Source organism: Niallia oryzisoli (assembly GCF_036670025.1).
Lineage (GTDB): Bacteria > Bacillota > Bacilli > Bacillales > Cytobacillaceae > Bacillus_BD > Bacillus_BD oryzisoli.
The window spans coordinates 5,773,841-5,788,902 of sequence record NZ_CP137640.1 but is presented as its reverse complement, the minus strand read 5'-3'; the positions used below and the strand labels follow the sequence as shown (position 1 = coordinate 5,788,902).

Sequence of the window (15,062 nt, the reverse complement as noted above, 5' to 3'; positions counted from 1 at the left end):
ATGGCACAAGTAGATGCTCAGTTACAAACGTCATCAAGCTTTGCTCTTCGATCAAGGACATTTAGAATGTTTATGTCTGGAAGCTTGGTGACACGGGTAGGGGATTGGATGGATTTAGTCGCCTTAAATTGGGCGGTATTACAATTCACAAACTCTCCGCTTCATTTAGGGATCATAAATGCATGCCGTTTGGTCCCTACTTTTTTACTAAGTATACCGGCAGGCATCCTGGCTGACCGGTACGATAGACGAAAACTATTAATTTGGCTTCAAGTCGGAATGATGTTACTAACGTTTTGCCTTGGCTCTCTTGTCGAGGCAGGACAGTCTTTTTGGCTTTTTGCATTCATCGTTACACTGCGATCGATGCTGGCAGCTATGGACCCGCCGATTCGGAATGCATTCATCCCCAATCTAGTATCGCCAAACTCTATGGCAAGTGCTATTGCTATTAATACAATGGTCATTAACCTCTCACGGATTATTGGACCTGCACTTGCAGGAGTATTGATTTCCATGATGGATATTGCCCAATTATTTTATATCAATGCATGGGGTACGTTAGCTGTACTACTCTCATTACTTATGATTCGGACGGATTCCTATACATCTTCCGGCCAAAAGAAGGGTGAACAAGCCACTCTTCGTGAGGCAGCAGATTATGTGAAACGGCAGCCTTCTGTTCAATCATTACTCATTTTAGCAATTGTGCCGATGGTATTTGGATTTCCTTATACCACCATGCTGCCATTATTTTCTCGAGATCTTTTAAACCTTGGACCAGAAGGATTTGGATTGCTTTTATCGGTTTCATCGGTCGGTGCTATCGTCGGTACAACCTGGCTTTCACTAGGCAGAGAAATCAAGAGCGCGGGAAAATGGCTAATTTATTCTATTTTCGGTTTTGGGTTTTCTTTGCTTTTATTTATCGGAAGCGAAAATTTGTTCATAGCAGGGGCAGCTATGTTTCTTGTTGGATTAACAAGTCAAACCTACCGAACATTAAGCCGGATTACGTTACAGATGAATGTCCCCGATACTCTGCGTGGGAGAATTTTAAGTATTGCTTTAATGGATCGAGGATTTATCCCTTTAGGAGCAATACTCATTGGGGCTATTGCCACTTGGACTGGACCTCTTTGGGCAGGGGGCGTCATGGGTATAGGCTGTATTGTTATAACATTCGTCATCGTTTTAACAAGACGGCAAATAATGAATTTATAATGAAATGATAGAGGGAGTATATAACAATGGAAAAAATCGTACAAGCTCTTAGGATGGAGCGAGAGAAACCTTTTTGTGCTTATATATATGATTTACCGAAACTGCGCCAACATGTAAACCAATTAGTGACAACTCTGCCTTCAAGTTGTCGTTTATTTTATGCCATTAAAGCAAACTCGGATGAAACTCTTATGAAAACCTTAGCTCCGATTGTCCATGGATTTGAAGTAGCGTCATTAGGGGAGATCGAGAAAGTCAGAGCTGTGGATCAAAAAATCCCCATACTGTTCGGCGGGCCGGGGAAAACACAGGAGGAGATTGAAGGGGCCATTCATTACGGAGTTACATTGCTCCATGTCGAGAGTTTACATGAATTACAGCTAGTCAATCACATTGCCAGTCAAAAAGGGACAACCGTATCTATTTTGCTGCGAGTGAATCTGCGTCACTCGGTTCCAAATGCACAATTGAAAATGGCGGGTGTACCGACACAATTTGGAATTGATGAAGTTGAAGTGCCACAGGCGATTGCGTTAGCAAAAAAATTACCTAATGTAAAACTCCTCGGTTTCCATTTTCATGCAATGTCTAATAATGGTGACTCAAAGGCCCATGCAGCATTTGTAGACCATTGCTATGAACTGGCGAAAAGATGGGGAAAGGAGTGGGATATCGATATCTCCTATGTAAATGTAGGCGGAGGTATTGGAATTAACTATCAAAATATAGACGAGCAGTTTGATTGGGATGACTTCATGAAATCGTTACATAGAGTACTAGAAAAGCACAAGGATGCCAATTGGCAGACATTGTTTGAATGCGGCCGTTATATCACTTCTTCATGCGGCTACTATGCAGCAGAAGTACTAGATATCAAACAAAATCATGGCCGTTACTTTTGTGTCCTTCGCGGGGGAAGTCATCACTTAAGACTTCCGGCTGCATGGAAACAGAGTCATCCTTTTACCATTGTACCCATAGAAAAATGGTCATACCCCTTTATGCGGCCTGAAGTAAACGAGTCTGAAATTACTGTAGCAGGGGAACTGTGTACTCCTAACGATATCCTTGCTAGAGATCAATTCGTTTCACGTGTCAGAGTGGGAGATATTCTTCTTTTTAGTTATGCCGGGGCCTACGGCTGGGCTATATCTCATCATGATTTTCTCAGCCACCCTCATCCTGAGCATCTTTACGTAGAATCTGATTCTATTGGTCACAGTGACGCCCCGAAATTTGTTGAGATTTGAAGATTAGGAGGAAAATGAAGCACGGGGGCGGTTCTAATGTTTTTAGTGAAACGCTAGAAACTTCCCCGCGTATCTGTAGAAAAAACCATCCGTCCTCACGGGTGGTTTTTATTATATCATCACTCGATAAGAGGAATGTTAGCTCTTTTTTCCTTCAAGGCTAATAAATTCATCTTTAATATGAACCATGACAACTTTCCCAATTATTAAATCAATCGTTCCTACTCCATTACCTGGTATTCTGATAGTTTGTTTGTATTCACACTCTAGCTGAATAGGCGATTCTCCCACTCAAAGTGATCGATCAAAAATAATTTTGCATTTTTTAAGATGATTTTGTGTGAAGTAAAACTACCGGTTCAAACAGTAATCCTAAATGTTCTTTACTAGAGGAAATTAAGGGAAAGGTAAGAATCGTCCCGGTGTTCCCGACTTACAACTATTAAACATATTTTGGAAAAAATGTTTTTTTATAAAATATATTCTATTAGATATTAAAATTGATTGTTATTATAATAAAAACATTCCGAAAATTTATAAATGTCAAAATACCAATAGATTTTCTGAATATTTTTAGGGCTGAGGGGGCAATTGGCAAAATTGAGACTTAAAGATTAAAATAAAAGGGGGACAATAAAAATGCCATTATTAATGGTTGCACTTGGAGTTATTCTATTAATTGTTTTAATCACTGGCTTAAAATTAAACGCTTTCATTTCATTAATTATTGTATCGTTTATTGTAGCGCTAGCATTAGGGATGCCGCTTGGAGAGATTGTCGCTTCAGTTGAAGCTGGATTAGGTGGTACTTTAGGTCATATTGCGTTAATCTTAGGCTTCGGAGCGATGATTGGTCGTTTGATCGCTGATGCAGGAGGAGCCTATCGTATTTCAATGACATTGATTGATAAATTTGGAAAAAGGAATGTTCAATGGGCGATTGCTGTTTCCTCCTTTATTGTAGGAATTGCTTTATTCTGGGATGTTGCCTTTATTCTATTAGTACCAATCATTTATATGATCTCCAAGGAACTAAAGATTTCTATTACACACTTTGGACTTACAATGGCAGGTGCTTTAGTTGTCGCACACAGCTTCTTGCCGCCGCATCCAGGAATTACTGCCGTTACTCAGGAGTATGGAGCAGACCTCGCCATGGTATTAGTTTATGGAATCGTTATTGCTATACCAACTATTGTAGTTGCAGGAGTTTGGTTCCCGAAGATCAACAAAAAGTGGATCCCCAGTGCTTTTGAAAAAACAGGCAATGCGGATGCAATTGGAGATCATAAACCATGGAAATTAGAAGAAACACCTGGATTCGGTATCAGTGTTTTAACAGCGGTATTTCCAATCCTATTGATGTTTGCTGCAGCCTTTTTAGATATTTTCCAAAAACAATTGGGGTTTGCCGATAATCTTTTAATAGTAATCATTCGTTTTGTCGGAAACGCTCCAGTAGCTTTGTTAATCTCACTATTATTAGCTATGTATACAATGGGAATTGCTAGAAAAATTCCTATGAAAGACTTAACGGCTTCTGCTGGAGCATCCATCAATGCGATTGGATTGCTAATCTTAATCACTGGTGGTGGCGGCGCATTCAAACAAGTTATTATCGATGGCGGAGTTGGGGAGTATATTGCAAGTCTGTTTACTGATGTTTCTATTTCTCCCGTTCTACTTTCGTGGATGATTGCTGTCATTTTCCGTATTTGTTTAGGTTCAGGAACGGTTGCAGCCTTATCAACTGCAGGATTAGTACTTCCAATGCTTGAAGCATATCCTGACGCCAACTTAGCACTTGTTGCTCTTGCAACTGGAGCGGGAACAGCATTTGCCTCACACGTAAATGATCCGGGCTTCTGGATGGTAAAAGAATTTTTTGGCTTAACAATGAAAGAAACATTTGCGACTTATACAATTCTTTCATCCGTCGCATCCATTGTCGGAATTATTCTCGTCCTCTTATTGGATACTAGTATCATACTAGCTGGTGTAATTATTGCAGCTATCCTAATTGCTGCGGTAGTGATTCATATGCTTGAAGGGACAAGAAATAAGAAGAAGCAGATGGAGGATATTACTGCTTAGTTTCCGTCACTGGGACCACCCGAAAACACCCGCAATTTGTCGGAATTTGTAGAATAAATATTGAAAAAAGGACTAAAAAACAAAGAGAACCAAGATTGTGAATATCACAATTTTGGTTCTCTTATAACGAAACGCTTTCTACCTCTTTAAGTATATAATGGGTTTCGCGTCGCCTTTTTACAAGAACGGAGTCAGATAGAATATGTAATGCTTATTTACAGCTATACGGCTTATTGGAAAATATTCAGCCATTTAAGCTATTTCCCTTTAAGCAAGAAGTTTTAACATACTGCTGCGGGTAGGGTCTGAAATCACTTGGAAAACATATGTTTAGATTGGTAGACCTTATTTAATTCCAAACTCTCCAGAAAATTGCTTCACTACTCCTGCAACTTCCTCTAGTTTATCTGGTTTTAATAGACTAATCATCTTAGGGAGAAACACTTGAATATCTTCTTGTGAAAAAGTGCCTTCAGTTAGTTTCTTGAAGTTTTCTGTTAGGATTTCTTTTGCCTCACCTTCTTTGCCCTCTTGAACTCTTTCTAAAATAAAATTTAAAAACATTTCTTGTCCTTGCTGGTCCATAGCTTTTGCCTCCTAAAGAAATTAAAAATTGTAACACCTTTTGGTTTCACTTTTTATTATAACACCCAATGGAGTCATTCCACAATTTTTTCCGAAATCGGTTATCCTTATTCCTCTGTATCTTGAGTGCTGTAATTTCTAATTGTACCGGTATGATGAATTTTCATTTGAACATCTACTGTGACTGGTATATTTGCAAACCTTTGATTCCAATCTTTTTTTAATTTCTTCCAAGATTCAGGATCAGAACGATGTAAAGTATCACCGAAACCGAAAATATCTGTTTGATATTTTTTTTGGGCAGCTTCTATAGACGAAATAACTAGACCTTTAATATCTTTTTCAGCTCTTTTTTCGAGATCATAAATCGTGCTTACTTTATTTAAGTCTAAACCAGCACATTCCACATCAGCTACATTTGCCTCTACGTTTAGCTTTATAGATCCCATTGGACCTCCGTTTATCATACTTGTATTTAAATCGGCCTTTGTTCTTAACACTTCTAATGATACTTTTCCTTCTTGTGGACAAGAAAATGTAACAATTGTATTTTTCACTTCTCCAAGTGCATAATTCACCCCTTTACTTTCATCTTCACTTAACCAGCCTATTAATTTTTCATCCTTAAAAACAGCCAATCCATTGTATTTGAGTCTAACAGGAGGATCTGTATTCTCTATATTTTGTTTGGCCCCGCCAGACTGCTTATCACTCGTTTTGAAAACACTAGTTAAAATCGGATTAGCTCCTTCACTTGAAAGCTTTGAATCAAGTGTATCAAATGTAACGGACATTGATGGAGCCCAAACTTTCTCTGAGGTTTTAAGGGTATTATATAATTTGTTAGCTGGAATAGCCTCTAAAGAGGTCAGTACTTTCAAAATATCCTCTGCTCTTGAATCCTTTGCTACTACAATATTAAAGTCCGGTCTAAATTCATGATCTCTAGAAAAGAAATCTAGTGTTTTCCTAATTCCTTCTTTTGCTAACTCTTCTCCAAAGATTACCATTCTAAGGTGAGCTAAGTATACTTTCCTGGGAGCGTTCGTTGTCATTTTTCTCAATGTTTCAAATATGGTATCCCCTTTTTCTTGAAAGACAATGACAGGGGTGCTTCTCCCCGCCCCTTTATTAGAAGCAATCTCAGCTGGATTTACAATTTGTACAGTTATCAGATATTGCTCATCCACTTTGTCAATACCCATTGCAACAGCAATTGCTAGCTCATTTAACTCTTTTCGAGCCCAACATCCCGTAGTAATCGACAATATCGATAGATAAATACAAAAAATAAGGATTTTACGTTTCATTCGCGAACTCCTCTAATTCAAAATGGGCTTACATGGATAGCCTAAGCGAATGAAATCCAAAATATTCTTCTTATACAAGAGGAGATGGTCAAAAGCTGAATTCGTTTTAAGAATAACCTTTTTACGAGTATATTAGGAATAAAGTTTGAAAAAAATAAGGTTTAAAAAAGCGGGGATCATCTGTGGTTTTTTTCAAAAAATCAATAAGAAGTAATGATATAAAGAATAAACATCTTAAACCAAAAAATACTTCACGAAATCAAAATGGCACTGGTAAATTAAGTAATCATTTAAAGGAAAACCTTCAAAAAATAAAAGAAACAGTTGGATCCAGTGAAGACATCATTATCCGTGAGTTCCGTATCGGAAGAGAAAATTCAATAAAAGCCAGCATTATTTTTACCGATGGGCTCGTCGATACTATTTCTAATCAAGAATTCATCCTAGAATCATTAATGAAAGATTTTCCACAGGCAGGTTTTAACACTAAAAGTATGGAGGATCTTGTTCTAAATATAAAAGAAACAACCCTGACAGTTGCAGATATAAAAGATATTTCTGATTACCAATTACTTTATGAATCACTTTTTTCAGGAAATGTCATTCTCTTGATCAATGGATATTCCGTCGGATTGGCCATTAGCATGAAGGGAGGGAAAGAACGAAGTGTAACAGAACCATCTACCGAAAATTCGATAACGGGGCCAAGGGAAGCCTTAACGGAAAATATTCGTGTAAATACTGCCTTAATTCGCCGAAAAATAAATAATCCTAATCTTTGGCTAGAATCAAGAAAAATTGGAGAACAAACTAAGACTAATGTGTCTTTAATGTATATAAAAGGGATTGCCAATGAGGAAGTAATAGAAGAAGTAAGGAGCCGTTTGGATCGGATTAGCATTGATAGTATCCTGGATTCTTTATATATTGAAGAGCTCATCCAAGATACTACATATACTCCTTTTCCAACCATCTATCATTCTGAACGCCCAGATGTTATCGCATCGAACCTTTTAGAAGGCAAGATCGCCATTCTTGTTGATGGAACCCCGTCTGTATTGATCGTTCCAGCTGTATTTGTCCAATTTCTTCATGCTCCAGATGATTATTATAGTCGTGCCGATATTACAACATTATTACGAATCTTAAGATTTATCGGTTTGTTAATCGCAATGTTAGGACCATCCGTCTATATTGCGATTACGACATTTCATCAGGAGATGCTGCCAACTCCATTATTAATTAGCCTAGCAGCACAGCGTGAAGGCGTTCCGTTTCCAGCATTTGTAGAAGCTCTTATGATGGAGGTTACATTTGAGATTTTACGTGAGTCAGGTTTGAGATTGCCAAAGGCTATTGGTCAGGCGGTTTCAATTGTTGGAACTCTAGTCATAGGATCCGCGGCAGTAGAAGCAGGAATCGTTTCAGCGGGGATGGTTATTGTTGTATCCATTACCGCGATTTCAAGTTTTATTGTTAGTTCTTATAATTTATCCATTTCCATTCGAATGCTCCGTTTTCCATTCATGGGATTAGCTGCTTCATTTGGCTTTTTTGGAATAACATTTGGGGTTACTGCAGTCATCCTTCATTTATGCAGTTTGAGATCGTTTGGTGTACCTTATATGGTACCATTTGCTCCTTATATTAAAGAAGATCAAAAGGATGCATTAGTTCTTTTTCCAAGGTGGGCTCTATCCACACGTCAGCGTTTAATTAGTCAAAGGAATATAAAAAGAGAGGATTCAGATATTCCGAAACCAGACCAAGGAAATAATTAAAACGGACTTGTTGTAAAATATCAGGATTTAATGTCGGTACGGTATGAGAGGAGTTTTCACATGATGTCAATAGTAGTAATAGCTGCAGCTTTGATTATTATTGCGATCGATGTCCCTCATCTAAAAAGAAATAAGTTAAAAAAAGAACTATGGGTATTTACTGTTCTTCTATTGATTGGCGTTGGTTTATCTATTGCATGTAGTTTTCATATACCACTTCCTAACCCATTAAAAGGAATTAATACGATTTTACAGCCTTTAAGTAACTATATGTATGAACTTTTAACATAATCAGTGAGGGAAAAAGCCGATGCTTGAAAATGAAAAAATTTCAGCTCATCAATTTAGAATATTAGTAACCTTTTTTACTATTGGAACTAGTATACTTGTGTATCCATCCATTTTAGCAAAATATGCAAGGCAGGATGCTTGGTTAGTCGTGATTATTAGTATAGGCATAGGGCTAACCGTTATATGGATGTTTAGCAAGATTGCTCAGCTTTTCCCAAATATGAATATTGCACAAATTAATGAAAAAGTATTTGGAAAGTGGCTTGGGAAATTACTTACAGTTTTTATGGTTTTGGTCGCATTTATTGCTTCTGCAGAACTTCTATACAATTCAGGTACTTTCTTTCGGATTAATCTCATGCCAGAAACACCAATAGAAGTCCTCCATATCATGACAGCCCTTCTTTTGGTAATGGCTGTCCGCATCGGTTTGGAAACATTTTCACGTGCAGCCGAAATATTTTGGATAATCTTTATTTTCCTTTTTTTGGTCCTGCTGTTTGTGATACCTGAAATCAAGTTTCAAAATATACAACCCGTTTTGGAATCTGGCTTAAAGCCATTGCTATTTCCTACTCTAATACTAGTAAGTGTTTCTACATTTACTGCTGTTTATATATTAATGATCTTTCCAGCAAGTGTAAGCAATCCCCAGGAAGCGCAAAGATCCTTTTATATAGGTCTAATAATAGGAGGAATTATCACTTTTATTACCACGATATTAGCTATCTTAGTTTTAGGAGAGGAACTCACTGCAAGACTTCGTTTCCCGAGTTATTTATTAGCCCAAAAAATTAATGTTGGTGAATTTGTGAAACGAATAGAAGTCATTGTAGCGACCATGTGGTTTATAGCCGTTTATTTTAAGTTGATTCTATACTTTTATGCATGTTGTTCGGGACTTGGACAAATTTTGAACCTAAAAAGTTATCGTCCCATTGTTTTACCAATGGGGATGATCTTAACTGCATTTGCTTCCATGATGTTTCCGAATGTAATTGAACAGCAGCAATGGGATATACAGGGGATGTTAATTCTTAGTAACATTGCTGGAGGATTTCTGCCACTGCTTATATTAATTGTTGGCTATGTCCGTACTAAAACTAAATAGGGACAAGGGGACAGTTTTCATTTGGATTGATAAAGAACAAAAAGCGAACTAGGGAAATTGCAACGATTAAAAACAAAAAGGAAAGTTCTGCAGAGATTTTATATTCTCACAGAGCTTTCTTTTTTTTTCTGGGGGACGAGGGACTGGATCTACTTCACAGTACGCCTTGATTCTGATGTTTCACCTTTATACCATGTTCTCTGGTTTAACCCATTGATCAAATTGTTCTGCTGATAGATACCCTGTTTGAACTGCCGCTTCCTTTAAGCTGATGTTTTCTTTAAATGCAAGTTTGGCGATTGCTGCTGCCTTTTCATAGCCAATATGAGGGTTTAATGCTGTCACAAGCATAAGTGATCGTTCCACATGTTCTTTAATAATGTCTTCGTTCACTTCTATTCCTATTGCACAGTGTTGATTAAAGGAAATCATCGCATCTGATAGTAATGTGATGGATTGGATCATGTTAAAAATAATAACGGGTTTAAACACATTTAACTCAAAATTACCTTGGCTTGCTGCAAAGCCGATAGTGGCGTCATTCCCAAACACTTGGCTTGCGACCATTGTCAGGGCTTCACTTTGTGTTGGATTTACTTTTCCAGGCATGATTGAGCTTCCTGGTTCGTTGGCAGGAATGCGGATTTCACCAATTCCACTTCTTGGGCCGCTCGCAAGCCAGCGAACATCATTTGCAATTTTTAGTAAATCCGCTGCTAAAGCTTTTAATCCTCCATGTACATAAACGATTTCATCATGGCTAGTTAAGGCATGAAATTTATTTTCAGAAGAGCGAAAAGGGTAGCCGGTTAGGTTTGACAATTGTTGCACTACATCAGCTCCAAATTGAGGACTGGCATTAATTCCTGTACCTACAGCTGTCCCGCCAATTGCTAAATCAAGCAAAAACTTTGCTGCCTCTGTGATCATTTTTTCATTCTTCTCAAGCATAAACCTCCAACCGCTGATTTCCTGCCCAAGTGTCAGTGGTGTCGCATCCTGCAAGTGTGTTCTGCCGATTTTGACTATGTTTGAATAAGCCTTTTCTTTTTCAAGAAATGTTTGTTTTAACTCTTGAATGGCAGGAAGGAGGTTCTCCATTATTTTCATATAGGCTGCAATATGCATGGCCGTTGGAAACGTATCATTGGAGCTTTGGGACATATTGACATCGTCATTTGGGTGAATCCTCTCCGTTTCTCCCTGAGCCTCTAGCCGTCCATTTGCCACATGGGCAATCACTTCATTTACGTTCATATTCGATTGTGTTCCACTGCCAGTTTGCCAAACAGCCAATGGAAAATGCTCATCATAATCCCCATTTAAGATTTCATCGCAAACTTTTTGGATGGCATTCATTTTGATTTCACTTAATTTACCTAATTGGAAATTGACGATTGCTGCTGCTTTTTTGATAAAAGCCAAGCCATAAATAACTTCCAAAGGCATCTTTTCGTTCCCAATTTTAAAATTTTCCTTACTCCGCTGTGTTTGCGCTCCCCAAAGTTTCTCCTTAGGTACACGAACCTCACCGAGTGTATCCTTCTCTATACGAAAATTGTCCATATTTAACCACCTCATTGTTTTGGTCCAGTTTGTTTCCGTCACAGTGACTCCCAGAAATACCTCAAAAAAACATCGAAATTTGTCGATAGTCAAAATGGAATTGACCTTATTTGACTGAAATCGTATGGTAGAGACATATATTTGGTATCAAGATTAGTGTATGAAAGGGAGCCTTATGTTATTTACTAATCAGGATTTAAATCATTTAATTGAAGATAAATTCAATGTACAAAAAGGCTAAAGTGGATTTTTAAAAAGATCGTTTGAAGTTGGATGGGGAGATGATCAAATTGAAAATGGAAAACTATCAGCATCTATCCGAGTATGACAATGTGTTAGTGGCAGATAAGGATGGAATGATTATTTTTTATGAGTTGGCTGATTTATACGTTTTAAGAGAAATCGGACTGAGACCCGAAGAAATCATAGGAAAACATTTTTTAAAATTTTATCAAAATCTATCCGATGAAAATAGTACCATTATGGCTGCTTTAAAAATGGGTACTCCTGTGTGTAATAAAAGACAAGAACTAATAACAAAAAAAGGTGGTTCCTTTATATCAATTAGTTCTACGTATCCGATTATAGAAAACAATCAAGTGATTGGCGCTATTGAATTTTCGAAACATTTATATAATAGGGAGAATATTAAATCTATAGATAAAATAGCCCGTCATAAACTCTATCGAAAGAATAATACCATCTATACAATTGATAATCTAATAACGAAAAGTCCAAAAATGGAAGAGGTTAAACAAAAAATCAAAAACGTTGCCAGAACAAACTCTACGGTTTTAATCCATGGTAAAACGGGTACAGGAAAAGAACTTGTAGCACAATCCATACACAACTTGAGTGAATCTTACCAAGGACCATTTATTTCTGTAAACTGCGGAGCCATTCCTCCGAACTTAATGGAAAGTACTCTATTCGGTACAGTGAAAGGAAGTTTTACGGGGGCAAGTGATAGTATAGGTTTGTTTGAACAAGCTGAAGGTGGAACACTGTTTTTAGATGAAATTAATTCATTAGATTATTATCTGCAAGTAAAAATTTTAAAAGCGATTGAAGAAAAAATGATTAGAAGAATTGGCGGGAACCGAAATATTTATTTAAATATAAGAGTCATAGCCGCTACAAATGAAAATCCAGAAACATTGGTAGCTGAGAAAAGGCTGCGCGAGGATTTATATTACCGTTTAGCTGTTGTCCAAATCGATTTACCAACACTGAAGGAAAGAATAGAAGACATTGAATTACTCACTCAGTATTATATTGAGTTTTATAATAATAATATGAATATATTTGTCGATGAAGTAGAAGACCAAGTGATTGAGTGTTTTAAAAGATATAATTGGCCTGGTAATATACGTGAATTAAAACACGCCATTGAAACAACCTATAATAATGTCTCTACCCATGTGATTACTTTACATGATATTCCGAAACGAATTAAAGATTTTAATGTTTCTCCTGCAATTGGGCCGCTTAAAGAGTCATCACAATCATTAAAAGAATTAGTAGAGTCCTTTGAGAAAGAATTGATCATTAAAGAACTAGACAACATGAATGGAAAAATGACAGAGGCTTCTAAACGATTAGGTATTTCGAAACAGCTCTTAAAATATAAAATGGACAAATATAAATTAAAGGAATAGATTTCTATCGATTCAATAGAAAGTAAAAATATTTTTACTGAAATCAGTAAAATTATTTTTACTTTCTATTTTTTTAACTTTAATTTCGTGGAAATTAAGCTGATTTATTTCGAGATTTTCTATTTTTTATAAAAATAATTTTTTACATAATCATACGTTTTTTAAGAATTTAAATCATTTTAATATAAATCTATTTAAAAAATAGTTCATTTTTTGTAAAACTGGCACGAAAAATGCAAATACGAATATGCAGTAAGACAATTTCCACTATTCTTAATCTATTTAATAATTTAGGAATTGTAAAAATGAGGTCTTATTTTATTAGAAATGTTGAAGGAAGGTGTATGTATGAATAAGGTCATGAATGCTAGTTAACTTGACGAATGAAGTCTACAAAAAAAGTACAGAAAGGTCTTGATTTATTTTGAAAAAATCCTTTGTTTATCTATTAGTGTTTATCCTTTTATGTTCAACTTTAACTAGTGTTGCATCAGCAAAGAACGTTGCAACACCAAAAAACAATGAACCTTTAGATTTGATTTTAAAAAATGGATATGTTTATACCTCTGATGAAAATAGCAGTATCGCAAAAACGATTGGTGTTCGAGATGGAAAAATTGTCTATGTTGGGAATAACAATAGTGTTATGTCACTAAAAGGACCTAAGACAAAAGTGATTGATCTAGAAGGGAAAATGGTTTTACCAGGATTAACAGATAGTCATAATCATGCCTATCTTATGTCTGAAAGCCTCTTTTGGCTGGATTTATCTTCTTACTCTACATTAGAAGAATACAAAAAAGCGATTCAAGATTATGTAAAAGAACACCCGGACCTAGAGCAATTGCGGGCTATTGGCTGGAATGAGAGGCTTGTCACTAGTAATTCTGGAGATCTTCAGCCTAGAGAATGGCTTGATGAAGTAGTATCTGATATACCGGCTGTTTTCATCACGAGTGCCCATCATTCTTTATGGGTAAACTCAAAGGCTCTTAAGAATGCAAAAATAGATGCCAATACACCGGATCCAGTGGGCGGTGTTTTTGAACGCGACGTAGAAACAAATGAGCCGACAGGGATCGTACACGAGTTTTCTGCCCAAGAACTAGTCATTAATGCTCTACCTGTTCCGGACTTTACCGTGGAAGAGTACAAAGAGGCCATTCTTGCTTTTCAGAAGGTAGCTGCTGAAAGAGGAGTGACGTCTGTATTCGTTCCGGTTCACTATCCGACCGACAGTCTCATTGATGCATTGGGAGAACTAGAGAAGAATGACCAATTAACATTAAGATACGAAGTAGCCCTATACGTTGATCCTTATAAATGGAAAGAGCAAATCCCACACTTTATCGAGAAACGTGAGGAACATAAAGGCGGTTTGTTTGAGATTAATAGCGTTAAAATCTTTATGGATGGAGTCTTTGCAGCAGGAACTGCCTATCTCCACGAACCATACGTTCATATGCCTGGCGAGTACGGACATCCTGTTTGGAATGAAGAGGAATTCAAGAAGGCTGTAACAGCTTTGGATAAAGAAGGATTTCGTGTTCATATCCATGCTATTGGGGATGCAGCGGTCACGGTATCTCTAAATGGTTTTGAAGAGGCAGCAAAGGTTAATGGAAAAAGAGATTCCCGTCATGAAATTACTCACCTGCACCTCGTTAAAGAGGAAGATTTGAAACGTTTTAAAGATTTAGGGGTTATTCCTGTTATGCAGCCTTTCTGGTTTGCCAAAAATGAATCCTATGTAAGGACGATTGGAGAAGAGAGAGCCAATCACGTGTTTCGAATGAAAAGTTATTTTGATGCTGGAATTCCTGTTGCTTCTTCAAGTGACTTTCCAGTAAATGATTTTTGGCCGCTTAAGGCAATACAAATGGGGGTAACAAGATTAGCTCCAGGTGAAACCGATCCGAATAAAGTATTATGGCCAGAGGAGAGAGTATCCCTTGCTCAAATGATTACTAGTTATACAATTAATGGAGCCTATGCGAATTTTAGAGAAGAGGAAGCAGGTTCTATAGAAGAAGGTAAAAGCGCTGATTTAGTTGTTTTAGAGAAAAACCTTTTTGAAATTCCAGAATCAGAAATCAGTGAAACGAAAACCTTAATGACTGTATTTAATGGGGAGATTGTTTATACAAATCCTTCATTTAATCAATAGGCTTGGTGGCAGTTCCATGTCGAAA

The 15,062-nt window shown here is 37.0% G+C and carries 11 protein-coding genes; 8 read left to right on the top strand and 3 right to left on the bottom strand.

Annotated features, from left to right (window positions below; all coding sequences use genetic code 11):
• The 3 genes from R4Z09_RS28720 (at position 1) to R4Z09_RS28705 (ending at position 4,568) form a co-directional block, all read left to right on the top strand.
• Positions 1-1,224: an MFS transporter gene (locus R4Z09_RS28720; RefSeq protein ID WP_338450073.1), complete on the top strand. Its 1,224-nt coding sequence runs from the start codon at positions 1-3 to the stop codon at positions 1,222-1,224.
• Between the two features lie 26 nt (positions 1,225-1,250).
• Positions 1,251-2,474, top strand: coding sequence for a type III PLP-dependent enzyme (locus R4Z09_RS28715; RefSeq protein ID WP_338450072.1), 1,224 nt, complete (start codon positions 1,251-1,253; stop codon positions 2,472-2,474).
• Positions 2,475-3,113: 639 nt separating this feature from the next.
• Entirely contained in the window at positions 3,114-4,568 is a 1,455-nt protein-coding gene (locus R4Z09_RS28705) for a gluconate:H+ symporter (protein WP_338450071.1), read from the top strand.
• A 345-nt stretch (positions 4,569-4,913) separates the two neighbouring features.
• Here the strand turns inward: R4Z09_RS28705 and R4Z09_RS28700 are convergent, their stop codons facing one another.
• On the bottom strand, positions 4,914-5,153 hold the full coding sequence (locus R4Z09_RS28700; RefSeq protein ID WP_338450070.1) for a hypothetical protein: 240 nt from the start codon (positions 5,151-5,153) through the stop codon (positions 4,914-4,916).
• A gap of 107 nt (positions 5,154-5,260) precedes the next feature.
• Complete coding sequence (locus tag R4Z09_RS28695; protein WP_338450069.1) at positions 5,261-6,463, bottom strand: Ger(x)C family spore germination protein; 1,203 nt, start codon at positions 6,461-6,463, stop codon at positions 5,261-5,263.
• Between the two features lie 182 nt (positions 6,464-6,645).
• On the opposite strand from R4Z09_RS28695, the gene R4Z09_RS28690 reads away from it, so the two are divergent.
• From R4Z09_RS28690 to R4Z09_RS28680, 3 genes are read left to right on the top strand one after another with little or no spacing between them, the layout of a single operon-like run.
• The gene (locus R4Z09_RS28690; protein WP_338450068.1) at positions 6,646-8,244 is read left to right on the top strand and encodes a spore germination protein; all 1,599 of its coding nucleotides are present in this window, start codon (positions 6,646-6,648) and stop codon (positions 8,242-8,244) included.
• A 60-nt stretch (positions 8,245-8,304) separates the two neighbouring features.
• Positions 8,305-8,535 carry a hypothetical protein gene (locus R4Z09_RS28685; RefSeq protein ID WP_338450067.1) on the top strand — a complete coding sequence of 77 codons (231 nt, stop codon included), beginning with the start codon at positions 8,305-8,307 and terminating at the stop codon, positions 8,533-8,535.
• Between the two features lie 19 nt (positions 8,536-8,554).
• Positions 8,555-9,646 (top strand): endospore germination permease, encoded by a 1,092-nt coding sequence (locus tag R4Z09_RS28680; protein ID WP_338450066.1) that lies wholly within the window; start codon positions 8,555-8,557, stop codon positions 9,644-9,646.
• Between the two features lie 186 nt (positions 9,647-9,832).
• On the opposite strand, the gene fumC is transcribed toward R4Z09_RS28680, so the two are convergent.
• Positions 9,833-11,212, bottom strand: coding sequence for a class II fumarate hydratase (fumC, locus tag R4Z09_RS28675; RefSeq protein WP_338450065.1), 1,380 nt, complete (start codon positions 11,210-11,212; stop codon positions 9,833-9,835).
• A gap of 296 nt (positions 11,213-11,508) precedes the next feature.
• Between fumC and R4Z09_RS28670 the strand changes: the two genes are divergently transcribed.
• Both R4Z09_RS28670 and R4Z09_RS28665 read left to right on the top strand, forming a co-directional pair.
• Positions 11,509-12,870 carry a sigma-54 interaction domain-containing protein gene (locus R4Z09_RS28670; RefSeq protein WP_338453383.1) on the top strand — a complete coding sequence of 454 codons (1,362 nt, stop codon included), beginning with the start codon at positions 11,509-11,511 and terminating at the stop codon, positions 12,868-12,870.
• A 424-nt stretch (positions 12,871-13,294) separates the two neighbouring features.
• On the top strand, positions 13,295-15,037 hold the full coding sequence (locus R4Z09_RS28665; protein WP_338450064.1) for an amidohydrolase: 1,743 nt from the start codon (positions 13,295-13,297) through the stop codon (positions 15,035-15,037).
• Positions 15,038-15,062: the final 25 nt, after the last annotated feature.